The sequence below is a fragment of the Undibacterium hunanense genome (assembly GCF_014284335.1).
Classification (GTDB): Bacteria; Pseudomonadota; Gammaproteobacteria; order Burkholderiales; family Burkholderiaceae_D; genus Undibacterium; species Undibacterium hunanense.
Genome location: NZ_JACOGF010000008.1, coordinates 73,060 through 98,613 on the forward strand (window position 1 = coordinate 73,060; position 25,554 = coordinate 98,613).

27 protein-coding genes are annotated in these 25,554 nt (G+C 51.8%); 9 read left to right on the forward strand and 18 right to left on the reverse strand.

The genetic code is table 11. From position 1 onward, the window contains the following. Positions 1-57 precede the first annotated feature (57 nt). Both H8L32_RS15960 and H8L32_RS15965 read right to left on the reverse strand, forming a co-directional pair. Positions 58-1,500: a sensor histidine kinase gene (locus H8L32_RS15960; protein ID WP_186948259.1), complete on the reverse strand. Its 1,443-nt coding sequence runs from the start codon at positions 1,498-1,500 to the stop codon at positions 58-60. After that, the gene (locus H8L32_RS15965) at positions 1,497-2,192 is read right to left on the reverse strand and encodes a response regulator transcription factor (RefSeq protein ID WP_186948260.1); all 696 of its coding nucleotides are present in this window, start codon (positions 2,190-2,192) and stop codon (positions 1,497-1,499) included. Before H8L32_RS15965 ends, H8L32_RS15960 begins: the two co-directional genes overlap by 4 nt. A 146-nt stretch (positions 2,193-2,338) precedes the next feature. Here H8L32_RS15965 and H8L32_RS15970 point away from each other — a divergent pair, with 146 nt between their 5' ends. After that, a complete protein-coding gene (locus H8L32_RS15970; protein WP_186948261.1) occupies positions 2,339-3,460 on the forward strand; it encodes a hypothetical protein in 1,122 nt (373 codons plus the stop codon). A gap of 12 nt (positions 3,461-3,472) precedes the next feature. On the opposite strand, the gene H8L32_RS15975 is transcribed toward H8L32_RS15970, so the two are convergent. Next, the gene (locus tag H8L32_RS15975; protein WP_186948262.1) at positions 3,473-3,940 is read right to left on the reverse strand and encodes an SRPBCC family protein; all 468 of its coding nucleotides are present in this window, start codon (positions 3,938-3,940) and stop codon (positions 3,473-3,475) included. A gap of 61 nt (positions 3,941-4,001) precedes the next feature. Next, positions 4,002-4,793 (reverse strand): AraC family transcriptional regulator, encoded by a 792-nt coding sequence (locus H8L32_RS15980; RefSeq protein ID WP_186948263.1) that lies wholly within the window; start codon positions 4,791-4,793, stop codon positions 4,002-4,004. Between the two features lie 77 nt (positions 4,794-4,870). On the opposite strand from H8L32_RS15980, the gene H8L32_RS15985 reads away from it, so the two are divergent. Then, entirely contained in the window at positions 4,871-5,140 is a 270-nt protein-coding gene (locus tag H8L32_RS15985) for a hypothetical protein (RefSeq protein WP_186948264.1), read from the forward strand. Between the two features lie 51 nt (positions 5,141-5,191). Here H8L32_RS15985 and H8L32_RS15990 read toward each other — a convergent pair whose 3' ends face one another. The 8 genes from H8L32_RS15990 to H8L32_RS16025 all read right to left on the reverse strand — a co-directional run bounded on the left by H8L32_RS15990 (position 5,192) and on the right by H8L32_RS16025 (position 12,970). Further along, entirely contained in the window at positions 5,192-6,442 is a 1,251-nt protein-coding gene (locus H8L32_RS15990) for an acetamidase/formamidase family protein (RefSeq protein ID WP_222619385.1), read from the reverse strand. A gap of 189 nt (positions 6,443-6,631) precedes the next feature. Then, the gene (locus H8L32_RS15995; protein WP_186948266.1) at positions 6,632-7,078 is read right to left on the reverse strand and encodes a hypothetical protein; all 447 of its coding nucleotides are present in this window, start codon (positions 7,076-7,078) and stop codon (positions 6,632-6,634) included. A gap of 86 nt (positions 7,079-7,164) precedes the next feature. Continuing rightward, complete coding sequence (locus tag H8L32_RS16000; RefSeq protein WP_186948267.1) at positions 7,165-8,511, reverse strand: TAXI family TRAP transporter solute-binding subunit; 1,347 nt, start codon at positions 8,509-8,511, stop codon at positions 7,165-7,167. Next, positions 8,498-9,304: a competence/damage-inducible protein A gene (locus tag H8L32_RS16005; protein WP_186948268.1), complete on the reverse strand. Its 807-nt coding sequence runs from the start codon at positions 9,302-9,304 to the stop codon at positions 8,498-8,500. Before H8L32_RS16005 ends, H8L32_RS16000 begins: the two co-directional genes overlap by 14 nt. 67 nt (positions 9,305-9,371) lie before the next feature. Next, entirely contained in the window at positions 9,372-10,202 is an 831-nt protein-coding gene (locus H8L32_RS16010) for an EI24 domain-containing protein (RefSeq protein WP_230412261.1), read from the reverse strand. After that, the gene (locus H8L32_RS16015; protein ID WP_230412262.1) at positions 10,199-11,176 is read right to left on the reverse strand and encodes a sterol desaturase family protein; all 978 of its coding nucleotides are present in this window, start codon (positions 11,174-11,176) and stop codon (positions 10,199-10,201) included. Before H8L32_RS16015 ends, H8L32_RS16010 begins: the two co-directional genes overlap by 4 nt. Positions 11,177-11,178: 2 nt before the next feature. Beyond that, positions 11,179-11,982 (reverse strand): polysaccharide deacetylase family protein, encoded by an 804-nt coding sequence (locus H8L32_RS16020; protein WP_186948270.1) that lies wholly within the window; start codon positions 11,980-11,982, stop codon positions 11,179-11,181. Positions 11,983-11,995: 13 nt separating this feature from the next. Beyond that, positions 11,996-12,970 carry a YVTN family beta-propeller repeat protein gene (locus tag H8L32_RS16025; protein WP_186948271.1) on the reverse strand — a complete coding sequence of 325 codons (975 nt, stop codon included), beginning with the start codon at positions 12,968-12,970 and terminating at the stop codon, positions 11,996-11,998. A 507-nt stretch (positions 12,971-13,477) separates the two neighbouring features. Here H8L32_RS16025 and H8L32_RS16030 point away from each other — a divergent pair. Beyond that, the gene (locus H8L32_RS16030) at positions 13,478-13,834 is read left to right on the forward strand and encodes an FKBP-type peptidyl-prolyl cis-trans isomerase (RefSeq protein WP_186948272.1); all 357 of its coding nucleotides are present in this window, start codon (positions 13,478-13,480) and stop codon (positions 13,832-13,834) included. A gap of 177 nt (positions 13,835-14,011) precedes the next feature. Here H8L32_RS16030 and orn read toward each other — a convergent pair whose 3' ends face one another. Next, positions 14,012-14,599, reverse strand: a complete 588-nt coding sequence (gene orn, locus H8L32_RS16035) for an oligoribonuclease (RefSeq protein WP_186948273.1) — start codon at positions 14,597-14,599, stop codon at positions 14,012-14,014. A gap of 42 nt (positions 14,600-14,641) precedes the next feature. Between orn and H8L32_RS16040 the strand changes: the two genes are divergently transcribed. The 6 genes from H8L32_RS16040 (at position 14,642) to H8L32_RS16065 (ending at position 22,358) form a co-directional block, all read left to right on the forward strand. After that, positions 14,642-15,901, forward strand: a complete 1,260-nt coding sequence (locus tag H8L32_RS16040) for a M48 family metallopeptidase (RefSeq protein ID WP_186948274.1) — start codon at positions 14,642-14,644, stop codon at positions 15,899-15,901. 10 nt (positions 15,902-15,911) lie between these two features. Beyond that, positions 15,912-16,262 (forward strand): 4a-hydroxytetrahydrobiopterin dehydratase, encoded by a 351-nt coding sequence (locus H8L32_RS16045; protein ID WP_186948275.1) that lies wholly within the window; start codon positions 15,912-15,914, stop codon positions 16,260-16,262. Next, complete coding sequence (rsgA, locus tag H8L32_RS16050) at positions 16,262-17,167, forward strand: ribosome small subunit-dependent GTPase A (protein ID WP_186948276.1); 906 nt, start codon at positions 16,262-16,264, stop codon at positions 17,165-17,167. The genes H8L32_RS16045 and rsgA overlap by 1 nt, the downstream gene beginning before the upstream one ends. Before the next feature lie 232 nt (positions 17,168-17,399). Next, positions 17,400-18,164 carry a substrate-binding periplasmic protein gene (locus tag H8L32_RS16055; protein ID WP_186948277.1) on the forward strand — a complete coding sequence of 255 codons (765 nt, stop codon included), beginning with the start codon at positions 17,400-17,402 and terminating at the stop codon, positions 18,162-18,164. A 538-nt stretch (positions 18,165-18,702) separates the two neighbouring features. Next, complete coding sequence (locus H8L32_RS16060; protein WP_186948278.1) at positions 18,703-20,370, forward strand: outer membrane protein assembly factor BamB family protein; 1,668 nt, start codon at positions 18,703-18,705, stop codon at positions 20,368-20,370. Positions 20,371-20,723: 353 nt separating this feature from the next. After that, entirely contained in the window at positions 20,724-22,358 is a 1,635-nt protein-coding gene (locus H8L32_RS16065) for a S41 family peptidase (RefSeq protein WP_186948279.1), read from the forward strand. A gap of 154 nt (positions 22,359-22,512) precedes the next feature. On the opposite strand, the gene H8L32_RS16070 is transcribed toward H8L32_RS16065, so the two are convergent. The 5 genes from H8L32_RS16070 to H8L32_RS16090 form a co-directional block, all read right to left on the reverse strand. Next, a complete protein-coding gene (locus H8L32_RS16070; RefSeq protein ID WP_186948280.1) occupies positions 22,513-23,013 on the reverse strand; it encodes a 2'-5' RNA ligase family protein in 501 nt (166 codons plus the stop codon). Between the two features lie 77 nt (positions 23,014-23,090). Further along, the gene (locus tag H8L32_RS16075; protein WP_186948281.1) at positions 23,091-23,792 is read right to left on the reverse strand and encodes an SIR2 family NAD-dependent protein deacylase; all 702 of its coding nucleotides are present in this window, start codon (positions 23,790-23,792) and stop codon (positions 23,091-23,093) included. A gap of 132 nt (positions 23,793-23,924) precedes the next feature. Then, positions 23,925-24,245: a hypothetical protein gene (locus H8L32_RS16080; protein ID WP_230412263.1), complete on the reverse strand. Its 321-nt coding sequence runs from the start codon at positions 24,243-24,245 to the stop codon at positions 23,925-23,927. Beyond that, entirely contained in the window at positions 24,235-24,648 is a 414-nt protein-coding gene (locus H8L32_RS16085) for a VOC family protein (protein ID WP_186948282.1), read from the reverse strand. Before H8L32_RS16085 ends, H8L32_RS16080 begins: the two co-directional genes overlap by 11 nt. A gap of 18 nt (positions 24,649-24,666) precedes the next feature. After that, the gene (locus H8L32_RS16090) at positions 24,667-25,410 is read right to left on the reverse strand and encodes an SDR family NAD(P)-dependent oxidoreductase (protein WP_186948283.1); all 744 of its coding nucleotides are present in this window, start codon (positions 25,408-25,410) and stop codon (positions 24,667-24,669) included. Positions 25,411-25,554 lie beyond the last annotated feature (144 nt).

The following is a 25,554-nucleotide window of genomic DNA, read 5'->3' on the forward strand; positions in this document are numbered from 1 at the left end:
AACGTAGCTCATCGACGAATACGGAGCGCCCTGCATCGTCAAATACCAAACGTGCTCTCAGCCATCAGTATTGATCAAGTTCTGGGCAAATCTGGGAAAAACCAGCGTCAGTCGTGCACCCGGAAATTCACTGCGCGCCTCGCCATTGTCTATCCGGACATGGCCACCGTGCAGTTCGATAATGGTTTTGATGATGACCGACCCCAAGCCCAAAGAAATGCCGGATTGCCTGCTTGGTAAGCCGGCAAACATCAGACGTGTATCACGCCTTTGTCCAAAACGGGAAATGCCGTCACTGGAAATGCCAGGGCCATCGTCTTCCACCACCAGTTCCAGCGTATCGGCAAGCACCTGTAGCCGTATGCGTACCCGACTTTGTGCATAGCTGGCCGCATTGTCAAACACATTGCGCAACAGTCTGGCAATGAGATAGGTGTCGCCATTGATATGGCCGTTCTGCGCGCAAGATGCGTCAATCTGCAATTCGAAAGCGATCGGTTGCCCGGTCTGCTGCTGGTTATGGACGGAATGCCCGGTTTCGGCTTTCAGCAAGTCGCACAGATCCAGACTGGTGGCCTGATTCCGGTACCGTGGTTCATCAATATTGGCGATAAAGAACAGGTCATCGATCAAGCGGGTGAAATAATCCAGCTCGCTGTTGACGACGTTGAAAAATTCCTGACGTTCCTGCAGTTCCATATCATCGCCATGCACGGTCAGCGTATCAATCGCGGTGCGCAGGCTGGTCAGTGGCGTGCGCAAATCATGTCCCAGTTCCTGCAATAATTCACGCCGTTTTTTTTCGATTGCCTGCAATTGCGTGACCAGCCGCTGTATTTCATCACCCATGGCATTAAAATGTTGCATCAGGCCGCCTATGGCATCCAGTCGGCCCGATGTAAACCGCGCTGTCAGATCACCCGCTTCCATGTTTTGTATGACACGCCGCGCTTCGGCAGAACGACCACGCAAGTACAAAGTCAGCAATAACAGGCCCAGCAGAATAGCGGCGATCAGGGTTATCACAAACAATACGCCCATCATCAGAAAAGCACCCCGCGCCGGGGTGCCGGGATTGTTTACCAGCAGGTAGACCGGCTCTGACGACTGCAGCCGCACGATGGCAGACGCAGCGCTGCCAGAAAAGAAACGCCCGCGCGCCACCACTTCATGGATGGCGTCAGGCTTTTTACGTTCCAGCAGGCTGGCGGGCGGTTTTTCACCCTTGACACTACTGGCAAGCACCTGATTGTCGGCATTGACGACCCACATTTCCAGCGCGATGGCCGGTGATTCGCTACGATAAGTCTGCACCCTGTGCAAGCCTTCGGCATAGTCATTCCCTTCGACGATGCGGGCGATGAACAGATACATACTGCGCTGCACTTCGTCACCGGGTCGCGTCGTCACTTCCCGGATCATCCACAGATACACCAGACTCAGCAGCACAGAAAAAAATACACTGATCACCAGAAAACGTAACCACAGGGGACGACTCATGCAGACTCCAGTTTATAACCCACGCCATAAATGGCGACGATGCGCTCTACAGCACTGGCATCTTTCAATTTGCGCCGCAAATGACTGAGATGCGAATCGATGGTGCGATCATAAATGACATTGCTGTCTTCAAACTGATTCAGTATCTGTTCACGGGTAATGGCGTCACCATTGGCCCGCACCAACAGCATCAGTACCTCATATTCTTTCTTGCCCAGTTGCAGTGGTGTATCGCCCACACTGACAGTGCGACGCTGGCTATCCATCCGGATGGCGCCATAGCTAATCACAGGACGGCCTGCGGTTTCCGACTGGCGCTGGCCCAGCAGACGCCGCATACGGGCGCTGAGTTCACGCAGACCGCAGGGCTTGCGTATGTAGTCATCCGCCCCGCCCTCTATGCTGGCGACTACAGCGCTTTCATCGGCCCTGGCAGACAGCATCAATATCGGGGTGGCAGGATGCAGTACCCGCAATTGCCGGCACAGGCTAATGCCGTCACCGTCGGGCAAGCCGACATCCAGCAAGATCAGATCAAATGTCTGTTGTTGCAGCAGTTGCATGGCCGCAGCCACGCTGGCAGCATGACTGAGCGCAAAACCTTCGTAACGCAGACCCATGCTCAAGGTGCGGGCGATCATGGGATCGTCTTCGACCAGAAGAACAGAATGGACAGGAATTGCAGGATGCATGGATGGAGAAACAAGTAGTAACAATTTAATGGCCTTCATTTTGCCATAGCACGGGTAAGCGGGCCTGCTTCCATCAAAATTACAGAATTGATGACTACAGTCAGAACAAGATGTAAACCGCGTTTTTGTCCTTACTGGAGATGATCATGTCTTATCCTTCTGTTTCTTCGCTGTTGATGGTCTCCACCATGGCAACTGCCAGCAGCCTGCTGAGTGCCTGCGGCGGATCTGGCAGCACAGATGCCGCCGCACCACCGGCAGCGTCCGCCACGGCTAACACTACTGGCACAACCACCGGCACAACTACTGGCACAACAACGGGCAGCGTTACCCCCCGCATTGCCGCTGCAATTGCCGCCGCCAAAACAGCCGCCGGCACCGACCCGCTGTGCAGTGTAGACAAGCTTGGTGATTTTTACTGGGAAATTGGTAACGCCACCGACAGCACACCTGCAGTGTCCGGCGCGCAGGGTGCAGGCAGCGTGACGGCAACGACGTATTTCAACATTGCGTCTGCATCGAAGTGGATATTTGGTGCCTATGTATTGGAAAAGAAAGGCATAGACCAGGTACGCAGCAGTACCTCACTCAGCAATGGCTTGCGTTTCATGTCAGGCTATACCGGTTTTGATGAAGAAGCCTGCGTCGGCAAACTCAGCATCAATGGCTGCTTTATCGCCGGCATGGACGGTACCAGCGGCAAGACCAGCCAGCCCGACGCGACGACTATAAACCTGTTTGATTATGACAGCGGACATGACCAGAAACTGGCCAGCGTAGACCTGGGCCTGGGCAACTTCACTGCCGCCCAGCTTGATACCGAATACCAAAACACCCTGGGTCTGAGCAAGGGTTTCAACATGGCGCCGCTAGACCCTTTGATGGCGGGTGGCATGCTGGGTACTGCCACTGACTATTCCCTGTTCCTGAAAAAAATCATGAAGCAGGAACTCGAAATCGGTCGCTACCTGGGTGACCAGGCAGTGTGCGCACTGGCAGCAGCCTGTCCGGGCAAGGTCGTGTATTCACCCATACAATTGCTGAACGAACCCTGGACATATTCGTACAATCACTGGGTAGAATCGGAACAGGGCAAAGGCAGCATCGACGCCTATTCCAGCCCTGGAAAATGGGGTTTTTACCCCTGGGTTTCACCCGACAGAAAATACTACGGCATCCTGTCGCGCCATGACAGGTCAACCGGTGCCTATGTCGCCTCAGTCAAATGCGGGCGGCAGATACGCAAGGCTTTCATGAATGCGCTGTAATTGCTGTTATCGCTAGCGCACTGCCACCGGAACGGCAACAAATTGCCGTTCCGCATAGGCGGTCAGGGCGACGATGCGCTTTTCTGTTTCAAGCTTGAACTTCAGGCACAGTATGGGCGTCAAAATCCATGACAGCCAGCGTGGCCTGGCGGTGATATTGTACGAGAAGCGCACACGGGTAAGCTCATCCGACAGTGCCTTGAAGTGCCAGCCACCGGCAAACTGATCGAAGATATACGGCCCGCTGATCATCTTGACGGCTGCCACTTCACTGGGCTTGTAAGATACGTATTCAATATCCATGGACAAGCCATTGCCCCCCATGCCGCGCGCCTGTGCACCTACTGCCGCCTGCGTAGCATTGATCAGATAGGCCTCACTGGTCAGCGTATCCCATGCAGCCCTGAGGGTGTAATCCTGCGTCAGGTCGAACAGATATTTGGCACTGGCATGCACTTCAAATTCATGTTTGATCAGCATAATTTTTGCGTAATGATTTTGAGGTTGATAAATTTTTCTGATAAATTTTTCTGATTAATTTTTATGTATTCTCTGGCGAGAATTGACTTGGTGGCACACCAAAATGGCGCTTGAACATGGCGATGAAAGCACTCAGGCTATCGTAGCCCAGTTCCAGTGCAATGGCAGTCACGGCAGTCCCCGCAGCCAGTAACTCCAGCGCCAGCATCAGTCTGGCGCGCTGGCGCCAGTCAGAAAAACTCATGCCTGTTTCGTCTAAAAAATGCCGGGTCATGCTACGCGGCGCGATACCGGCCCATGTTGCCCACTCTTGCATGGACCGCGGGTCACCTGGGGTTTCCAGCAAGGCGCTGGCGACTTTCAAAAGGCGGCGGTCAGTTGGCATGGCCAGCACAAAATCCCGCTGCGGCAAACCGGCAGTTTCATCAACGATGACGGCAAGTATGCGCTCTTGAGCTGGGCTCAAATGATCACTGACACTCCAACTGGCGGCCCGCAAAACCGACTCACGCAATAAACCGGATACGGGAAACACCTGGGTCTCTACAGGCAGCGCCGCAGAATCGCTAAGGTAAGCGCTCCAGCCGTTAAACAAATGGCTGGTTCGTAAAGCATGACGATGAAATGGCGGCAACCAGATGGCGTACCCACTGGGCACCACCAGATGCTGTTGTTCAGTAGCGATAACCAGCACACCTGACATTGCCGCCAGCATTTGACCACGGGCGTGGCTATGCTCTGGCGTTGTCCGCGCTTGTCCGCTACTGGTGACAGCGTAGACAACAGCGCCACCGTCCGCATTGGCGCGGGCAGTCTCAATCAAGGGTAGTGGCTTGGCCTCAGTGCGACACATACTGGCATTATATCGCAAGCGTCTCAGGCCCATGCGGCGCAAACTTCAGCTTCCATTATTCATCAACAAGGAAAAACATGAAAGCAGAAGACATACTCCCCGACGACATCAATATTGCCCACATCAATGGGCTGAGCATCAGAAAAGGCACGGTTGCCGCATTTTTGGTGAATGCCAAGACTTACCTGAACCTGGCAACACCCGCGCTTGAACGCGATACGGCACTATCATCCGCACTGGAGGCGCTGCCAGCCTTGCAGGCACTGGGTGTTTTTGATGTGTTCATCATTGCCGACCCAGCACTGCGGGAACTGATAGCAAAACACAGCCACCAGACAGTGCGCTGATTATCCGTGTCGTCAATGCGCCAGATCAATGCGTCAGATCAATGCATCTGATCATGGACGACGCAAGGTTGCCAGCACGGCCTTGTCGATTTTGGCGGCCACGCCGACGCTGCGTCCCGCCAGATTGGGAATACTGAAATGAATGGCGGTACCAAATAATTGCGCGCATTCAGACAGGCTGAGTCCATAATCCTGTTGCAGCCACTGTACCATGCCACTGGTGGCAACGCGCAGCGCATCGTCCAGCGAGCCAGCCTGGCCCAGCACCATGATCTGCGTTGGGGACTCTACCCGGGGTGATGCGACGGATTTGCCTTTGATGACATCAACGCTAAATTCCACATCCATGGAGGTTTCCAGCGCATATTGTGAGGTCTCGCCATCGCCCTGCAAGGCGTGGGCGTCACCCAGGTAAAGCAAGGCACCCGGTTGCTGCACTGTCAGGTAGACGGTATTGCCTTCGACCACTTCATTAAAATCCATATTGCCGCCAAAACGGCCTGTGTCACCAGTAGAGATGGGCGGCGAGCCATTGCCGGGGGCGACTGCCAACCCACCCAGCATGGGGCGAACTGGCAGGCTCAGCATACGCAGATTTTCCGTCGGTTTTTCCGGGCTGGCCAGGCCGCGTTCACGGTCAAGTTTCCAGCGTATAGGCTTGCCAAGATTGCCGGCCTTGGCAGCCAGACCAGGGCCCATTGCCCTGCCGACGATGCTGTCCAGACTGTCGGCATAATCACGGTTCAGACGCAGGCGTTTCAGATGGATCACCAGGGTGTCACCCGGTTCGGCCGTAGCCACATAAAATGGCCCGGTCTGCGGATTGCCATACAGGGCTTTGGTCACACCATGTTCATCCACACCGCCAGAATCGATGGTCTTGGTATGTACCGAATCACCGGGCCAGACCGTCAACACCGGCAAGCGATGCGGGCTGAATTCATTCGAATAATCTTTGGGCTGGAAGTCATAGACCCGCGCTGGCCCTGCCGGGCGTTCAGGCAAGCGGCGGGCGCTGAAGGCATGGCTGGCCCTGGCCTGCGGATTATTCGTATCGGGAAAATCTGCCACGCCCTGTATCACATCCTGCGTCACTGTACCGTTGTAGGTGTAGCTGGCTTTGTCCTTGTCGGTCACGATAAAGCTGATACGGCCCACATTGCGGGTACCGGCCAGGCTGTCACCGTCAAGTTGACCGTTAATGGCATTGCCTGCTGCTTTCAGGGTCATGGCCTGGTAAGAAATATTGCCCCAGCGATCAAGCTGCAACAGCCATTGTTCTTCACCTGCTGCACGAGCCAAACATGGAACAAGAAAGACCAAAAGTATCGCGTAGCGCAGCATATTTTTACCCAACAAAGAAATTAAAATGTAGCGGCAATACTAAATTATTTTTTTCTTCAGACTTCATTAAATGCGATGAACGATCAATTACTATGCACAGACTGCAAACAAACGCATATAGTTTTGCACTATCGATATTCTACGGAATTATGGTTTCACTTTATATTGACGAATTTCCCGTGCCTTCGTCAACAATTTGTCTGCACTCCAGTTCCTGGTCAGCCAAATAGTAAGTGCCTCGCCTGAGATATGCCAGTAAAGCATGCGACGGTCTTGCAAATGATCTTGATTATAATTTCTGGCGACATACCATGCTATCCTCACACCGGCAGTATCTGGCTTATCCAATAATAGAGAATAAATATCATAAGGTGTTAAAGGTTCCAGGCGTATCGGCCCCTGTTCCCTCAGATCCATCCAAATCAACTCTTTAGTCTCGGGGGTGAGCGTAACTATTTTTGCTGGTTCAGGACGACCAGTGATGTTTGATAAACCATACATATACAAGAGCCAGGGGCAACCCAGCAACACCAGCATTATCAGGCACAATACAACTACCAGTCTCTTAAAGAATTGGCTATATATCCAAGACATAACGAACTCTCATTTCGATGTGTTTCCACATTGTGCACGTAATTTCAAACGGCATTTCTATTTGCGATTTCCAGAAAAAATTTCCATCAAGTCGCCGCCTGCACCGCCCCGGCCTTCATCATCGCCTCTACCCGTGCGCGCACGAAGTTGATGTGACTGCGCAGGCCATACAGTTCTTCAGCATAGGATAGCGGTATGGTGATGCGGTTGACCTTTTCTTCGATTTCATCGAGGTGGCGCAACTGTCTGGCGGCCACGGCTTGCAACTCTGCCGGGTCCACGTTTTCTATCGATTGCTCGACCAGTCGCAACTGGCCATACCAGCGATAGATGCGTGAGCGTATGCGCCATACATACAGCGGTGGAATGATTTTGGACAAAGGCAGGAACAGTGCGCCCAGTGCGACCAGCACCACCCACATGCGTTCAAAGAAATTTGCAACCCAGAATGTCAGGTAACGCTGCAGCATCGGCGGGCCGTTTTTATAGAATTTTTCGGCCTCTCTTGCGACCGGGATTTCGGTGTATTTATCCGATGGAAATTCACCCTGCTTGCTGAACCAGTCCGCCCCGCTATGTATGCGCCTGGCTGCCTGTAACAGCAGTCCTATCATTGCGGGATGCAGGCTTTCATGGGCGACCAGGGTGGCGGTAGGTGCAATCAGATGATAATCGCGGGCTGGAATGTCACGACCTATATCGACTATGCCGCGTGGCAACACCACGTGTGACAGGAAAGGGAAGCGGCGCGTATAGGCTTCAGCCTGGACAAAATCAAACAGACGTATACCTGGCGTCTGCAACAGCATTTGCACCAGTGGCGAATCGCTGGCTGAACTGAAGATCAGCACATCGACCTTGCCATCCAACAAAGCTACCGTGCCTGGCGTATCTGCCAGTTTTTGTATGCTGACGTCTTCTGCGGTCATACCGTTGACATCTAATATCTGCTCAAACAGACGGGCAACGCCGGTACCATCGGGGCCGACGTTCACAGTCTTGCCCTTGAACTGGCTGATAGTGGTGACTTCTTTGGGGCTGCGATAAAACACCCAGATCGGTTCATAAAACAGGCTGCCCAGCGAGATCAGGCCACGTTCCTGTGCCTTTGTTTCATCGGTGGAACCACTGCGGACAAAACCGATTTCAATATCAGAATCGGGGTCGCTGATACGTGCCAGATTTTCTTCCGACCCCAGAGAAGCCTGCTGGCGCAATTCGATCTGGTTCTTGGCCAGCTCTTGCGCATAGCGTTTGGCGAAACGCTCATAGGCGCCATTGGCCTGACCGGTAGACATATCGATGATGCGTGATGGCGCCGGGTCTACCAGCCAGTAACCAACACCACAGACGATCACCACCATCAGCGTGACCGGGCCAAAAGCGACCAGCAGATCACGCAGATTGAACAGGGTGAATTTAATCTTCTGCATGTTTTTGTGGGGTGGGAATATAGTCAGTCGTTAGTTTCTGCAAGCCTTCCAGCATGGTGTCATAAGCGATAGCCACGTCTTGCTGGCCGCCTTTGACGCCCAGTTCTATATGCCGGCGTTCAGTTGCACTGCCGACACTGGGCAGGCTGAAGACCTTGATACCGGCATAGGTGGCTTCCAGCTCTTCCATCAGGGGAGTGAGTATGGATTCGGCGATTTCATATACCAGTACGGATTTTTCAAATTGCACGTTCTGGTGGAACAGATGAGAAAAATGGGTATCCAGCACCCATTCCAGCATGGGCCAGGCCATGACCGGAAAACCAGGTACAAAGAAATGATTCTGTATCGAAAAACCGGCAATCTTGTTGAAAGGATTGGGGATAATGTCCGCACCCTGCGGAAATTCACCCATCTTCAACCGGTGCAGGTTATCAGGGGTATTCAGGTCGGCCACTTCGCCTTTTTCTTTGGCGATGTCGATGATGCGTTCCTGGATCAGGAGTTTGGCCTCGGGCTGCAGGACTATCGGCAAATCCAGCGCAGCCGCCGCGCACTGGCGCGTATGGTCATCTGGTGTGGCACCGATGCCGCCGGTAGAAAATACGATGTCACCACTGGCAAAACTGCGTTTCAGGGTTGCGGTAATGCGCTCGCGGTTGTCGCCTATGTATTCGACCCAGTCCAGTTGCAAGCCGCGTGCTTTGAGCAGGGCAATGACCTTGGACATATGCTTGTCTTCGCGTTTGCCGGATAAAATTTCATCTCCGACTATGATCAAACCTATCGCCACAATCCACTCCCCTGTTATGCATGAAGCCTCTATTGTGCGCCATTTTCGGTTTGGTGGGTAATCACGCTCAGTTGATCACTTGCTCCTGTAACTTCTCATGTTGTTGTCGCTGCACCTGTAGCGCATCCAGGCAATAATGCTGGAACCATAAACCGGTAAAGACAAATACCAGCACATAAACCCAGATCGCCACAGCCGCGATGACCGGCAAAAACAGAACCGACAAGACCCCGCCCAGCCATAGCAAACCCGGCCCGGCACCAAACAGACCGGCGACAATGCCTATCGCCAGCAATGAAGGGCGATGCTGCTTCAACAGTGCGTCTCTTTCATCGGTATCGGCATGCTGGGCCAGGGCATCGTACACCATGACGCGATAGGTCAGCCATCCCCACAGAAATGGCTGCAAGACCAGGCTGACGGGGGGTATCAGGGTCAGCGGCAATGTCAGCAGCCAGATCAGGGCAAAAATGCCGAATGATGCAAACGAATGCGCCAGGCTACCCAGCAGGCTGCCGCCATTTTTTTGTTCCAGCGTCGGGTAATGCCGCTTGCCCACATGCTGACTGATGGCAGGCATCGCAAACAGGGCGATGCAAACCAATGAAGTAAAGACCATCAGTGGCAGCAAGACCCACATCGCCACCAGCGGCACGACCATGGTTTTAAAGGCGATCAGACCCAGCATATTGAGTACGCTGCCTGCCGCCTGGAAGCCATTGTGCTCACCAAACCAGGCCTGGATAAAGTCCATCATGCTTTGCAAGCCACACCACATGGCGCCCCCCCATAGCATCAAAGCTGCCAGGAAAGGGACAAAAGTCAGCAAGAGCATGCGGTAATGCAATTGCCCTGCTACTGCCCTGCCCCAGGCACGCATGATGGAAGCCATGTTCATGGTTGCTGTTCCTTGTCAAAGCCTGTCATGCGTTTTAAACCCAGCCACTGTTGTGACCAGAAACCTTCGCCATAGTTACGGTTATTACCATCCGGTGCGGGCAACTGATCACGGATGCCGGTCATGGCAAATTCTTTACTGAACAGCGCGGTGCCAAACAGCAGATCCCAGACCGGGAACAAGACAGCAAAATTATGCCCCCCCAGCGTACCCTTGCCATTGGTTTCATGGCCTATGCCTATGGCATGGTGGGTACGGTGGTAACGCGGCGACACCAGCAGGTATTCACCGATACGGCCAAAATGAATACGCACATTGGCATGCTGCAGGCTTTGCAGCATCTGCGATGCCATCACCAGCATCACGTACTGGCCGGGTTCAACACCAATAGCCAGGGCAATCACGCCCATGTAGATGTCACGGATAAAATCATCCAGCAGGTGGTTGCGGTTGTCGCTCCACAGATTCATGTCACGCTGGCTATGGTGCAGGCTGTGCAGTGCCCACGACCAGTTGAAGTGATGTTCGGCGCGGTGATACCAGTAATCAAAGAAATCAAGTACGAACAGGTAGACAAAGAACAGCAAGACCGGATATTGCAGCATATCGGGCCAGATGTTTTCCAGATTGAAGGGATTGACACCTTGCAGATGCAGCACCGCAGACGCACTGTCGAGCAAGGGATCAAGCACGAAAAACACCAGAATGGAAAACGCCCCCAGCCGATGCAGGGCGGTATAGATGAAATCATTCCAGCGTGCATAGCGGTTCTTGATTTCGTGCACGGGTATCCAGGATTCCAGCGGACGCAGCACGATAAACAGTATGATCAGTTGCAACACGCCGAGGATGAACCATTCGACGCCTTCGAAAGAATCTTCAACAAACTCGCCCAGCCCCAGATAAAACATCAGGGGCTGCACTATCGTTTCAAAAATCCAGGCTTGCAGATTTGTGAACAGATCAGAAATCATCATTATTTTTTCGGTTGATTTAAATTACGGTAAGCAGGATGCTCACGTAGGGTAGCAAAACAAAAGGATTTTTGCTCAAGGCCGCTAATCAGCGGTTCCAGGTTTTCGGGTGCCCAGGCTTGCTTGCGTGACCAGATGCCCATGTGGGCGACAAAAATATCGCCATCCCTGAGCTTGTCCAGCACCCGTTTGAGCAGCATGGGGTTACTGAATTTTTCACTGGGCAGTTCATCGCCAGAAAACCCGGCCGGTGCCCAGCCCACATGCTGATATCCACAGGCCTGACCGGCTTTCAGCAAACCCGGCGTCAGCTTGCCACCCGGCGCACGCCAGTAAGGATCAAGCTTTTTACCCGTCAAGGCAAAGAAACGCTGATCGACGCGACGCAGCTCCTGGCAATACTCCTGTGCTGTCCATTGCAGGGTCTGCCCGGCCTGGGCACCAAATTGCGGCTTGACTGCTATCCGGCCGTCGGGCAGATCACCGGCAACATACACGTGGTCAAAAGTATGGGTGCCAAAGGCATGGCCTTCGTCAGCCAGGCTTTTCCAGTAGGGAGACCAGCTCATGTCGAGTGAATAATCGCCCTGCACGGTTTTTTCATTTGCCAGAAAAAACGTGGCCTTGATGTGATGCCGGCGCAGGGTAGTCGCAATCAGTTCTGCCTGTGACTGGCTACCAGTATCAAAAGTCAGATAGATCGTAGCCTTGCAGTTGCTGGCATTGGTACCAGCGGCGGCGGCAGCAGCGGCAACATGCGAGGCCACTGCGGGCAAGCCCAGCATGGCCACCAGGGCCAGTTTCATGCGCAGCGGCAATTTACATATTGCCGGCACGGTTGGCAAAATACACACCATGTGGGGAACGCCCTACCGGTATCATCTTGATCACTTTGCGGGACGGGATATCAATCACGGCCACCTTCTTGATCCAGCGCAGGGTCGTCCACAGGGTTTTACCGTCATCGCTGACTTCCATGCAATCCGGCCCGCCAGGTACCTGGATGTTGCCGACCATTTCCAGGGTCTGCTGGTCAAGGATATTGATTTCGTTGGACGTGCGGTTAGAAACAAAGGTATGACGCTTGTCACCCAGGGCGCGGAAATTGTGCGTGCCTTCGCCTGCCTTGATTTTCTTGACCGTTTTTTGCGTGCGCCAATCGATCACTTCGACATAATTACTGCCCATGATACCGACCAGCAGGTATTTGTCGTCTGGCGTCATGGATATACCTGCCGGCAACTTGCCTACAGGTATAGTCCACTTGATTTTCTGGGTTGCCAGATCAATGGCAGATACCTGGTCACTGCCCTGCTGGGTAATGAAGACCGTGGTACTGGCGGCATCAAATGCCATATGGCTGGGCAACTTGCCCAGGGGCACGCGCTGCACCAGTTTCATGTCCTGGCCATCGTATTTATAAAAATCGACGCGATCAAGACGCAAAGAATTCGATACAAACCATTTCTGGTCAGGTGAAAAGCCGATCTGGTAAGGGTCGGCAATGTCCTTCATGCGGCGTTGTATCTGCCCGGTTTTCGGGTCGAGAAACACCAGTTCATTACCGACTGCATTGGCCACGATCAGGGACTTATTGTCCGGTGTAGCCATCAGGTGATGCGGTTCCTTGCCTACAGGAAACGTGCTGATTTCTTTATAGCTTGTCTGGTCAAGCAAGCTCACGGTCGCGTCACGTGAATTCAATACCACGACGACATTGGCCTGGACAGAGGATGCTGCAACACTGGAAAGCAAAGAAAACGCCAAAGACGACAACAAAAAACGACTACGCATGAAAGTTACCGCAAAAAATTAAATTGAACAGGCATTTTACAGCGCATGACAATAAGGAAAGGGCTTTCCTTTCATTGTTTTTCAGATTTTTCGCTAATTTTGCGTAAAATCAAGCTGCATCATACTTGCCGAAAAGCAAAACAGGTCAAAAACTGGCAAGTAACAGTGCAAGCAGTAGTAAGCAATTGTGACAGCTCTCAACAATTGTATCGCCATCCACCATGCCGGAAACTTTTGCTCTACAATTGCGCCAGCTTTTTTGATGAGGGAATTGCCGGGCCTGTAGCTCACACTTCGCCACCAGACGATTTGCATGCAGTTTCAACGTGCAGCAATGGTTTTCGCCTGGTGCGTCAGTACAGAGTAACATGCCCGCCAGCCCATCCCAGACCAGAGAAACAGGGTAGCAGAAAAACCCCAAGTCAGCCTGCACCTGAAAAAACCAACAATGGCGGGCGTATTAATGCGCCCTATTACTTCGCATTATCGCATTACCAAGGAAAAACCATGAGCACAATCACAACAGTCAGCGGTCTGCAATATGAAGATAAAGTCATCGGCGAAGGCGCAGAAGCGCAAGCCGGTCAACATGTCGATGTTCATTACACAGGCTGGTTGCAAAATCCTGACGGCAGCGCAGGCAAAAAATTTGATTCCAGCAAAGACCGCGGTCAGCCGTTTTCTTTCCCATTGGGCGCTGGCCATGTGATCAAGGGCTGGGATGAAGGCGTACAAGGCATGAAAGTGGGCGGTACCCGTCTGCTGACTATCCCTTCCAGCCTGGGTTACGGCCCACGCGGTGCTGGTGGCGTTATCCCTGGCAATGCAACCCTGATATTTGAAGTTGAATTGCTGGGCGTTTAATCCACTGGCATCCCCAACCTTGGCAGCATGAACGATATTGGCAAACCCGGGACTGAGGTTACGGGTTTGATGCTGTATTGATCAGGTTTTCATTGCAAAATAAGTACTAAATAAGCGTCAAACAAGCAAAAGCCAGGGCATGCCTGGCTTTTTTGCAACAAGTTTGATGAATACAGCTTATTCTTTAATGAAATGCTCGCGGTAGTATTTCAGCTCTTCAATCGATTCCAGGATATCGGCCAGGGCGGTATGCTTCTGGTGTTTTTTGAAGCCGGATGCCAGTTCTGGTTTCCAGCGGCGGCACAGTTCTTTCAGGGTCGATACATCCAGATTGCGGTAATGGAAGAAGGCTTCCAGCTTGGGCATGCCGCGTGCCATGAAGCGACGATCCTGGCAGATGGTATTGCCGCACATGGGTGACTTGCCTGCGGGTACAAAGGCTTTCAGGAAGGCGATCAGGGCGACTTCTGCATCGGCTTCGGTGACGGTAGAGGCTTTGACGCGCTCAATCAGGCCCGAACGGCCATGGGTGCCCTTGTTCCAGTTGTCCATCTTGTCCAGGGTTTCATCGGACTGGTGGATGGCAAATACCGGGCCTTCGGCCAATACATTCAATTGCGAATCAGTTACCACTATCGCCACCTCGATGATACGATCGGTATCCGGGTCGAGGCCGGTCATTTCCATGTCCAGCCAGATCAGGTTTAACTCGTTAGGGCGGGCCGGAATGGTCGTGTTTGTTTGAATGTCGGTCGCTTGTGACATAATTCTTCCTTAGCTATTACTTATCGAATGTCACATTTTCCCATGATTTCAGTCGTTTTTTCGGTTTTATTCGTTTCCTTCCTGCTATTGACGCTGGTTTTTCAGTTCTGGCTGGCTTCCCGCCATATCCGCCACATCCTGCGCAACCGTGCCGCCGTGCCTGCCCAGTTCGCTGAAAAGATCAGTCTGGCATCGCATCAGAAAGCCGCCGACTACACCATTGCCAAGACCAAGATGGGCATCGTGATGCAGATAGTGAATGCATCGGTGCTGATCGGTTTTACCCTGTTTGGCGGGCTGCAATGGCTGTCGGTGACCCTGGTTAAACTGGCAGGCCCAGGCATGCTGTACCAGATCAGCCTGCTGGTTGCGTTTGCCCTCATCAGCGGCATCATAGAATTTCCATTCAGTTATTACTCGCAGTTTGTGCTGGAAGAGCGCTTTGGTTTCAATAAAATGTCACGTAGTCTGTTTTTTATTGACATGGCCAAGTGGACAGGTATCAGTGTTGTCTTTGGTCTCCCCTTGGTATGGACTATTTTAAGCCTGATGGAAAAAGCTGGCAGCCTGTGGTGGTTATATGCCTGGGGCACTTTTATCGCTTTCCAGTTATTGCTTCTATTAATTTTTCCATTTGTGATTGCACCATTGTTCAATAAATTCTGGCCACTGGACAATGAAGAGGTACGTGCACGTATTGAAGATCTGAGCAAGCGCGTCAGTTTTTCACTCAAAGGCATCTTCGTCATGGATGGTTCCAAGCGCTCAGGCCACGGCAATGCCTATTTTTCCGGCTTTGGCGGTGCCAAGCGCATCGTGTTTTACGATACCCTGCTGGAACGTCTGGCCCCGAATGAAATTGAAGCCGTGCTGGCACATGAGCTGGGCCATTTCAAGCTCAAGCACATCGTCAAGCGCATGGTCGTTACATTCGGGCTGTCGCTGGTGTTTCTGGCGATACTGGGCTTTTTGAAAGACCAGGTCTGGTTTTACACCGGCCTGGGTGTAGACCCCATGCTGCTGGCCCGCAATGATGCGATGGCACTGATACTGTTCATGCTCAGTCTGCCGGTATTTACCTTTGTATTTTCACCGCTGAGTTCCATTACCTCACGCAAGCACGAATTCGAAGCCGATGCCTTTGCCGCCCAACACACCAATGCCAGCGACCTGGTCACGGCCCTGGTCAAAATGTATGACGACAATTCATCGACACTGACGCCCGATCCCTTGCATTCGGCGTTTTATGACTCACATCCTTCTGCCTCGGTGCGCATCAAGCACCTGCTGGCTGCCCAATAACGGAGACACCATGATCAAGACCTCAGACTTGCTGGCGAAAAAATCCCAGCATACCGAAACCGGGCTGGACGCAGCCAGCCTGCCCAACTATTTTGCCGCCACCCCTGGCTGGACCCAGGATGGGCCACGTATCGTCAAGACCTTTCAGTTCAAGAATTATTACGAAACCCTGTCCTTCATCAATGCGATTGCCTATGTCATCCACGCTGAAGACCATCATCCGGAAATGGTCGTCACCTATAACCGCTGCGTCCTCAGGTTTGATACGCATACGGTAAATGATGGCAAAGGCGGTATTTCAGAAAATGATTTTATCTGCGCAGCCAAGATCAACACTATTTTTGAGCAAAGCTTTTCCTGATGGCACGTGCACAAGCCCTGGTCATAGCCGCGCATGGCCGCCACTATCTGGTACAGGCCGAAATCGATGGTCAGCAACACAAACTGCATTGCGTCACCCGTGGTAAAAAAAGTGATGTCTCTGTGGGTGACATCGTTGAATATGCGCTGACATCCAAAAACCAGGGTGTGATCGAAGCCATCACCGAGCGCAAGACCTTGCTGTACAGATCTGATCAGTACAAATCCAAGATGCTGGCCGCCAACCTGACGCAGTTGCTGATCGTGGTGGCTACCGAACCCAGCTTTACCGATGACCTGGTATCGCGCGCGCTGGTAGCGGCAGAATCAGCCGGTATCAAACCGCATCTGATTCTGAACAAGGTTGACGTCACCACATCCCTGCCCAAGGCACGTGAACGTGTTGGCCTGTATGCGGGCCTGGGTTACCCCGTGCATGAAGTATCCGTAAAAACCGACCCCGAAGGCACGCGCCTGCTGATGCAAAAGCTGATGCAGGGACAAAGCACCATTCTCATCGGCCAGTCTGGCATGGGCAAGTCATCACTGATTAATTTGCTGATACCCGATGCAGAAATCGCCACCCGCGAAATCTCTGCCGCACTCGATACCGGCAAGCACACCACCACCTTCACCCGCTTGTATCACATGGATGAGAATTCCTACGTGATCGATTCACCCGGCTTCCAGGAATTTGGCCTGCATCATCTTAGCGAAGGCATGCTGGAACGCGCCTTCCCTGAATTTTTACCTCATCTGGGCCAATGCAAGTTCTACAACTGCCACCACCACACCGAACCCGGCTGCGCCATTCTGGCTGCAGTCAAAGACGGCAGCATCTCCACCATGCGGCATGACATGTTTGAACAACTGGTGCATGAATCGAAGCAGACGGTGGGGTATTAACAAGCAACAACAAGCAACTTGCTTCTTGAGTAGAACGAAATACCATTGATGCAAACAAATACCAAAATTTGATCTATGCTGGCTACAGCCAGGGCATTGTGAGTATTCCACTTGGTTTGACCATCTATTTCGGTAAAGGTTATACTTGCTTTGAAGCGCGTCAAAAGTTCACTCCAACGAAGCTAAAACTCATTTCATCAATAGGGATGAGTTCTAACAACAAGAGAGAAAAATGGATTCTTTAAAACGACGTTTTTTATTCATTTTCCTTTCTGTGGCATTGAGTGCAACGACGTCAGCTGCAGAGCCTACGTTGACCATGCTCGTCGGCACAAGTAATGCACCCAAGATGTTTTTGAATGATGCTGAGAAGCCTGTTGGTTATTTCACCGAACTTGCACAGTTAATTGGCAGACGCGCAGGCTACAAGGTTGTGATCGTTGCGGTTCCCTGGGCACGGGCAGTGCAAATGGCGGAGCGAGGCGAAGGTGTTATTTGTAGTTTATCCAAGACACCTGAGCGTGAAATGCTTTTTAATTACTCGAATGCCGTCCTTGTCGATCGTGTGGTAATCGTCACCTTAAAGAAAAGAAACTTAGTCGCAGCGAGTTTGGCCGATTTGAAAGGTATGACCATTGGTGTAAACCGAGGGTCAAAATACGGTACAAAGTATATTGAAGAACTTCCAATGGTAAATCTGGATGAAGATAATAGTGGCGTTTCCCGTTTGCGTAAGCTTGTATTAGGTCGAATTGATGCTGCAATTATTCCAGGTGGTGTTGCAGCCGTGACGTTTAATGCAAAAATGGCGGGAATAGACTTCAATGACTTAACTGTACAGAAAACACCTTTAGCGATAGATAAAAATTATTTTGGAATTTCCAAATCACGTCCAGACGCGAGTGATGTGTTAGGGCATCTCAATGCTGCAATTGATGCATCCATCGCAGACGGAAGCATCGAGGCAATAATGAATAATTATGGTGGTATGCCTTAACTGTAAGGGCTCACGTTTGAAACCGGTCATGCTCGACACAGGCAAGCCCACCACCACCTTCTCCCGCCTGCACCACATGGATGAGCCGATGGACTCACCCTGCTTTCACCAAATTGGCCTGCACCACCTCAACAAAGGCATGCTGCCCCCGGCTGCGCGATTTTGGCCACAGTCAAAGACAGCAGCATCTCTATCATGCGGCATGACATGTTTGAACCACTAGTGGACTGTCACAGTTGAAACAGAAGTGAAAGACGTTTGCCCGGCGATCAGGGCAAGACGCAAAGCGGAGCGATAGTGAACTATCGCGAGCATTTGCAACGCAGCCATGGTCGTCGCGCAAGCGGAAGGCACTCTGTTTTCAGCTGTGACAGTCCACTAAAGCATGAATCAAAGCAGACGGTGGGGTATTAATAAAAGTTTGCCCAGGCAAGGCCGATTTACCCTGGCCAGCTAACCAGGGCCCGCTAATAATTCATTGTTAAATGGCGCCTGCAAACTTATAATCCCTGACCTCACTATTGTCTATCTTATACCGATGAAAAAATTTCGACGTGCTCTTTCCCTGGTCGCGCTGACTCTCACTGTCACCGCCTGTGGTGGTGGTGGCGGTGGTTCCAGCGCAGGTCAAACCTCTTCAACGTCAACAGGAAATGTCAACGTTCCTGCAGTCTCCAATGATCCAGGCCTGACACTTGATCCATCGGTTTTAACGGCTGTCGTACTTCAGGGTGATAGCCTGTCGGTACCAGTAATAGCGCACGCAAATAAAAATTTTCCTAGTTTTGTGAATATAGGAATCGTCGATACTGCCGGTGTATTAAACACCAACCCCACTATCTACGGACTGGATGCGACCACTTATCGTGCCATGTTGACGACTTCACCCAAACTTGCTGTTGGTACCTATAGCGGCGTCATTGAAGTGCGGCTATGCAAGGACTTTGCTGTGATTTGTGCACAGCCGCATGAGGGATCCCCCTGGAAATTACCATATTCCATAGAGGTAAGAGCTCCTAACCTGAAGACACTTTCAGCCTTACCAGGTGCGCAGGACTGGACCACGTTCCAGGGTAACAAGGCGCATACCGGATATGTTCCGGTTAACCTCGACGTCAACAGTTTCTCGCTCCGCTTCCTGGCGAAGTCCAATATCAAAACAGCGGAATCTGACATCGTTACACAAGGTGGAATAACCAGTTTTGTAGAAAGCGACGGCTACGCTGCTACAAACGGTAACTATATTTATACAAGTGCAATCACGGCCCTCGATGAAGCTACCGGAAGCGTGAAATGGACTTTCCCGACATCCAACTACCGTTTGAATTCGCCTGCAGCAGAAAATGGCAAGGTCTACTTTGTCGGTGATGAAAACGGACGCCAGTATTTCTCCGTGCTGGATCAGGCAAGTGGAAAGCAATTGGCAAAGGTAAACAGCTATTCAGGAACATACACCACCTACCTGGCACCAGTAGCGGATGAGCAAAGCGTAATTGTTCCTGTTAGCTTTAGTAATGGCGTGGCGAGTTTCAATCCCACGACCTTGAGTACCAACTGGCTCGGCAGCAGAGTATCTGATTATTCTCCCAACTCGGATCGCTGGACAGCAGCAATGGATACGGATTTTACCTATGTCTATTCAAAAAACAGTTCCGCCGACAACAGTTCGGTGATGGTTGCGTTTGATAGAAAAAATGGACAAATCGCCAGTAGAGTGGCAAACCCGGACGACAAAAACAGCAATGATTCCCTGCGATCTGCTCCGGCCATCTGCAGTAATAAAAACCTGCTGATGACACGCCTGGGTTCGTATCTCACCAATTTTGATATGTCATCATCAAAAATAAAATGGGGACTAAGAGGTGAATTCAACAGCAATCCAGTCTGTACGGGCACCACTTTTTATATCATCAATGGCAAAACCATAGAAGCACGTTCCCTGGAAAGCGGTGCCTTGCAGTGGACATGGGCTCTGCCCTCACTGGAAAACTTCGTGTTCAGCACCAGAGATACCATGCCACTCAACCTGATTTTGACCAATAACGTTTTACTCGCCACTTCCAATTCCAGTGTCTATGCCATTGATCTGGGCACACACAAAACGGTCTGGACTTATGCAAGAAGTGGCTACCTGAGCATGTCAAAAAATGGTGTCCTGTACGTGAGGAATTTCGAAGGTTATGTAACTGCCTTCAATACACACTAGAACTCCCCCTTCTCACGACTAAACGATCACGACTAAACGATCAAGTGATCAAACAAGCTTTTCCGGAAATCTGGCAACAAACCAGGTTTCCGGACTTTTCTGCAACAGCAGAAAATCTCTATCTGTTCCGCAATCAGTATAAAAACCAGCGTTTGCGAACGAGCCCTGTTTCAGCCTCTTCTTCATCCTGCACCTCGACACCCCGGCACCTCAGTTCAGGAGATTTATCGCGCCACTTCGCTTCTATAAGCATTTCATTTAGAATAGGATTTCTGTCAACATTCCTTGAAAGCAATGTGATGCACCTGTTTGCGAAAAAAGTCCTTGGCTGCCTCATCATAGCCAGCTTGAACATGGTTCCTTCATCCGCCAGCCTGGCACAGACAAAAACCACTGATCCAGCCCTCAGGCAGGCACGGGAATACTACAAGGCAGGTGACGTCGCCCGGCTTGATAAACGTTATGCAGATGCTGTGCAATTGCTGGTCAAGGCGTATGAACTTGTCCCTGCATCGCATGAACTGCCTTACGACATTGCCTGCCTGCACGCATTGAGCGGGGCGAAAGACGATGCCTTCAAATGGCTGGATGTGGCCATCGGTGCTGGTTACCTGAATGTTGATCACATGCTTAAGGACAGCGATTTTGACAGCCTGCATGACGATCCGCGCTGGCAAAAAACAATCGAAAAAACCAGGAAAGAAGCCGCCCGGCAAGCCCGTCTTTGGTCATCACCAGTGTGGGATAGCGCTTATGCTGAACAATTGAGTGAAGACGAGAGAATAGCTGGCCTGTCCAAATTCTGGTCTGAAGTGAAATACAATTTTGTATACACCAACAAACTGATGGATTTGGACTGGGATGCCGTCTATCTGCGTTATCTGCCCAAGGTACGCGCAGCAAAAAACACGGCAGACTATTACAAGATTCTGATGGAAATGTGCGCCTTGCTACAAGATGGACATACCAATGTCATGCCACCAACCATCCTATACAACGATGTGTGGGGCACCGTACCGCTACGCGCCACATTGATGGAAGACAAGGTCATCATCACGGACGTGCTTGATCCTGCATTGCGCGAACGCGGCATCTTGCCCGGTCATCAGATACTGACTGCGGATGGGCAGGATATCAAAGCCTATTTACAAAAAACAGTAGCCCCCTATATCAGTGCGTCTACCCCGCAAGACATGGATGTCCGGCTCTACAATTATGTACTGTTGCTTGGTGACCTGGACACGCCAGTGAAAATGCTTGTCGCAGACCCGCAGGGCAAGACACTTTCCATCGACATCAAGCGTATTAATACCACAACCCGGCGCAAGTTTGCGACACCCAGGCCGGCATTCAACTGGCGCATGTTAGCCAATAATGTTGCCTACGTTGAACTCAACTCTTTTGGTGACAATACCGCGGCCAACGAATACATCAAAGCCTATGCAGAAATTGCCAAGGCAAAGGCAATCATCTTCGATGTGAGGAAAAACGGTGGCGGTGATACTGACGTAGGCTACAGAGTATTGCAAACCCTGGGGACGCCACCCTTTGACGGCAGCCATGCCGCCACCCGCGACTATAAGCCCGCAAAGCGGGCATGGGGCGAAAAGCAAGCCATGCATGACTTTGCCGACGAAAAAAACCAGCCAGATCCAGAGCGCGCCTATCACGGCACAGTCATGGTCCTGACCAGCGCATCAACCTTTTCCGCCGCTGAAGATTTCGCCGTTGCCTTTGACAGCATGAAGCGTGGCCTGATCATTGGCGAACCTACCGGCGGAAGCACAGGCCAACCATTAATGATCAGCATGCCCGGTGGCGGCAGTGCCCGCATCTGTACCAAAAAAGACAGCTATATCGACGGCAAGGCGTTTGTCGGCGTAGGCGTACAACCTGGCAAGCTGATCCACACAAAAATAGATGACTTCAGGGCGGGCAAAGATACGCAACTCAATGCGGCACTGGCAGAGATTGAAAAAGTCAGGTGATGTAACAGGCCCACTCTCGCCAGAAAACGCTGGTTGGCGAGTGGGCTACAAGCAAAGCAGTGTTACATGCTTGGCTTACATGACTTCAATTTTCCTGCCATCCGGATCTTGGACAAGATAAATATTCTTCCCGTCTCGTTCAATCCGGGTATGGTCACCGATTTTTCAGCAAGACATATGTCTCCAACACCCGCCACGGGCTTGTGCCTTCTTGCTCTATCAAGTAAATGCTGGTGAAACTGATCTGTAGAGGATTGGACAGGCTGGCGGCCGCTGCCAGTGAATTACCAGAGGCTTTCGGGTTTCTTGGGTGGGCCAGGGTCAGATGTGGGCGTTGAATCTTGATATTGTCTGAGGCCAGAATGTATTCACGCAATTGAAGAAAAGCCTGTTCTCCTTCAATGCAATGCAGTATCAGGCCATGCCCCAAAAATACTTCGGGTGCACCAAACGTCAGGGTGATGGGTGGGAATGCCAGATGTTGCAGCCTTTGCCTGATGGATGAGAAATCGACGATTTCATCTTCACGGCAAAGTGTGATGTGTGCCGGGATCAGGCTGCTTTGTACAGGATCAACAATGCTGCGCACGTGTTCCAGTTCAGCCGCAGCATGCGCTGGCACAAACATGGTCAATTGCTGTCGAATAGAAGCCATGAAGAAAAATTCAATACGTTTTTAAAAGTCAATCCATCGTGGAAGTCAGGTACTTACTTTATCCTGCATTAATTTAATTAGCGTGTACTAAGCCACCGCTCGCAAAGATGCGGAATAATATTGGTTGCCCGACCACGCGAGAATGTGAAGCCGAAAGGCAGGCTTTCCATGTCCAGCGCGACCAGTAACTTCTCTGCCCTGCCACGTGCGGACTTGACCAATGAAGCGGCTGGGAAGACGGTCAAGGATGTTCCCACGACCAGCACTTTGGCCGCAGTGGCTATATGTTGCCGCGCTTCGGTCATATATTGGACCTCTTCACCAAACCAGACGATATCCGGGCGAAGCTGGGTGCCGTCCTCACATAATTGCCCGATAGTGATGGGTGCATCGCCGATACGATAGCGCCTGCGGGCGTCAGATGTGCCACGGGCATAGGTCAGTTCACCATGCACATGTATGACGTTGGTGGACCCTGCGCGTTCATGGAGGTCATCGACGTTTTGAGTAATCACAACGACTTCATATGCCGACTGCAATTTGGCAAGTGCAATGTGTGCTTCATTGGGTTCGGCGCGAGCAGCCAGTGCGCGTCGCTCATTATAAAATTCGAGCACAAGCTCTGGATGGGCTACCCAGCCTGCTGGGCTGGCTACTTCTTCCCACGAGTAAGATTTCCACAATCCATTTGCATCACGAAAAGTCGGCAAACCACTTTCTGCGCTAATGCCAGAACCGGATAAAACAACGATTTTGTTGGTTTGTATTTCAGGTTTCATACTACAGGCTTCAATATAATACAGGAAAGAAGCATCAGCTTACCATTAACTATCCTGGCTATGTCAAGACTGTCTCCAGCCTCGCCATGAATGAATGCATACAGTTTTTCGGAAGGACTTGCATCGCCCTCTTCAGTTCAAACGATGTCGACACACGTTGACAGACCAGTTTACCGTAGCTTGGTCGATCGCCGCATGAACGGGTGAGTGTGCGAGTTCTGTGACGATTCCGCTGGCGGCACGTTCACCATCCCTGGCTGACTTCCACAGTAGCATGTCAGTCACCAGGCCATCTGCACTCTGGCAAATGCGTCGCAGAATAAAACCGGGTTGATGCTGTAGCCAGCCATCAACATCACTGTTTGCCGCGATAAAGTCTTTCATCGTTACGCCCGCTGACAAGTAGAAAGTCGTGATTTCCATCGCTTCAGTTGCCAATGATTTAGTTGCCATCATTTTCTCCGTGCTGCCAACTTTTGTAGACGAACTCCAGGCTGTAGCCATCCGGGTCGCGCACATTGGCGGCGTAGTAACGCGGGTCATAATGAAGCCTCGCCCCTGGTGCACCATTGTCGGTCGCGCCAGCCGCCATGGCAGCGGCATAGGCGGCGTTCACTTCGTGCTGGTCGCGAGCGACAAATCCGACGTGTGCTGCCTGGCCTTCAACGACGCCTTCGCGTAGCCAAAAGAACACGCGTCCGTTCGCCCCGAATCCTTTCAGGTCGGGGTGGCCCGGCGGGCCGTTTTTGCCATCGTAGTCAAGGCGATTGACGATACCTAATGGTGTCAGTGCGGCAGTGTAAAAGGCGATGGAACGGTCAATGTCACTGACCGAAAGAAAGATATGATCCAGCATGATTTTGCCCTCTTCGTATTAAATGTTGTAGCCGCCGGCAACTTCGATGGATTGCGCATTGATCCAGCCGCTGTCTTGCGTCAGCAAACCTGCAATAACGCGAGCGACATCCTCTGGTTCACCAACCCGCCCCAAAGCGGTCTGGGATGCCAGAAGTGTTTCGAATTCATCGTTCAGCCCGCCTCCGAGCTCAGTACGTATGGCACCAGGCGATACTGCATTGACGCGGATACGCCGTTCGCCAAATTCCTTGGCCATATAACGGGTGAGCACTTCCAGCCCGCCCTTGAACGCGGCGTACGGTGCCACACCCGCAGTCGCAACCCGCGTGGTTGCGCTGGTCAGGTTGACGATGCTTGCGCCCTTCTTCATCAGCGGCAGCAGTGTCTGCGTAAGAAAGAACGGCCCCTTCAGATGCACATTCATCAAATCATCGAACTGTGTTTCGGTAACGGTTTCGATGGGGTTGTACAGGCCATGGCCTGCATTGTTCACAAGGCCAGCAAGTTCACTGCTATCCCAAACGCTGGCCAGAGTGCGCTCTACTGTACTACGGAAACCGGCAAAAGCACGCACGTCGCCAACGTCCAGTTTCAAGGCAGTGGCCTTGCCGCCAGCAGCGGCGATTTGGCCAACCACCTCTTCCGCTTTGGCCGCCTGGCTATGGTAGGTGAGGATGACGCCCAGTCCACGGCGTGCGCATTCCAGGGCAGTACTGGAGCCGATTCCGCGGCTGCCGCCGGTGATGATGACGATGTTCATTTGTAGCTCCGAGAGATATGTAAAAGAGCCACCATGATAGGCATCCGTGCAGAATCGGGCCTGCCATTTCATGCTCTAATCCTGCCCAATCCTGCCTGATCCTGCTTTTGCATTGCCAACACACCTCAAGCTGGGGTTTAATCT

Bases quoted from the DNA above. Each gene is read 5' to 3' on its own strand.
- H8L32_RS15960 (WP_186948259.1), bottom strand. From the start codon at position 1,500: ATGAGTCGTCCCCTGTGGTTACGTTTTCTGGTGATCAGTGTATTTTTT.
- H8L32_RS15965 (WP_186948260.1), bottom strand. From the start codon at position 2,192: ATGCATCCTGCAATTCCTGTCCATTCTGTTCTTCTGGTCGAAGACGAT.
- H8L32_RS15970 (WP_186948261.1), top strand. From the start codon at position 2,339: ATGTCTTATCCTTCTGTTTCTTCGCTGTTGATGGTCTCCACCATGGCA.
- H8L32_RS15975 (WP_186948262.1), bottom strand. From the start codon at position 3,940: ATGCTGATCAAACATGAATTTGAAGTGCATGCCAGTGCCAAATATCTG.
- H8L32_RS15980 (WP_186948263.1), bottom strand. From the start codon at position 4,793: ATGTGTCGCACTGAGGCCAAGCCACTACCCTTGATTGAGACTGCCCGC.
- H8L32_RS15985 (WP_186948264.1), top strand. From the start codon at position 4,871: ATGAAAGCAGAAGACATACTCCCCGACGACATCAATATTGCCCACATC.
- H8L32_RS15995 (WP_186948266.1), bottom strand. From the start codon at position 7,078: ATGTCTTGGATATATAGCCAATTCTTTAAGAGACTGGTAGTTGTATTG.
- H8L32_RS16000 (WP_186948267.1), bottom strand. From the start codon at position 8,511: ATGCAGAAGATTAAATTCACCCTGTTCAATCTGCGTGATCTGCTGGTC.
- H8L32_RS16010 (WP_230412261.1), bottom strand. From the start codon at position 10,202: ATGAACATGGCTTCCATCATGCGTGCCTGGGGCAGGGCAGTAGCAGGG.
- H8L32_RS16015 (WP_230412262.1), bottom strand. From the start codon at position 11,176: ATGATTTCTGATCTGTTCACAAATCTGCAAGCCTGGATTTTTGAAACG.
- H8L32_RS16020 (WP_186948270.1), bottom strand. From the start codon at position 11,982: ATGAAACTGGCCCTGGTGGCCATGCTGGGCTTGCCCGCAGTGGCCTCG.
- H8L32_RS16025 (WP_186948271.1), bottom strand. From the start codon at position 12,970: ATGCGTAGTCGTTTTTTGTTGTCGTCTTTGGCGTTTTCTTTGCTTTCC.
- H8L32_RS16030 (WP_186948272.1), top strand. From the start codon at position 13,478: ATGAGCACAATCACAACAGTCAGCGGTCTGCAATATGAAGATAAAGTC.
- orn (WP_186948273.1), bottom strand. From the start codon at position 14,599: ATGTCACAAGCGACCGACATTCAAACAAACACGACCATTCCGGCCCGC.
- H8L32_RS16040 (WP_186948274.1), top strand. From the start codon at position 14,642: ATGATTTCAGTCGTTTTTTCGGTTTTATTCGTTTCCTTCCTGCTATTG.
- H8L32_RS16045 (WP_186948275.1), top strand. From the start codon at position 15,912: ATGATCAAGACCTCAGACTTGCTGGCGAAAAAATCCCAGCATACCGAA.
- rsgA (WP_186948276.1), top strand. From the start codon at position 16,262: ATGGCACGTGCACAAGCCCTGGTCATAGCCGCGCATGGCCGCCACTAT.
- H8L32_RS16055 (WP_186948277.1), top strand. From the start codon at position 17,400: ATGGATTCTTTAAAACGACGTTTTTTATTCATTTTCCTTTCTGTGGCA.
- H8L32_RS16060 (WP_186948278.1), top strand. From the start codon at position 18,703: ATGAAAAAATTTCGACGTGCTCTTTCCCTGGTCGCGCTGACTCTCACT.
- H8L32_RS16065 (WP_186948279.1), top strand. From the start codon at position 20,724: ATGGTTCCTTCATCCGCCAGCCTGGCACAGACAAAAACCACTGATCCA.
- H8L32_RS16070 (WP_186948280.1), bottom strand. From the start codon at position 23,013: ATGGCTTCTATTCGACAGCAATTGACCATGTTTGTGCCAGCGCATGCT.
- H8L32_RS16075 (WP_186948281.1), bottom strand. From the start codon at position 23,792: ATGAAACCTGAAATACAAACCAACAAAATCGTTGTTTTATCCGGTTCT.
- H8L32_RS16080 (WP_230412263.1), bottom strand. From the start codon at position 24,245: ATGGCAACTAAATCATTGGCAACTGAAGCGATGGAAATCACGACTTTC.
- H8L32_RS16085 (WP_186948282.1), bottom strand. From the start codon at position 24,648: ATGCTGGATCATATCTTTCTTTCGGTCAGTGACATTGACCGTTCCATC.
- H8L32_RS16090 (WP_186948283.1), bottom strand. From the start codon at position 25,410: ATGAACATCGTCATCATCACCGGCGGCAGCCGCGGAATCGGCTCCAGT.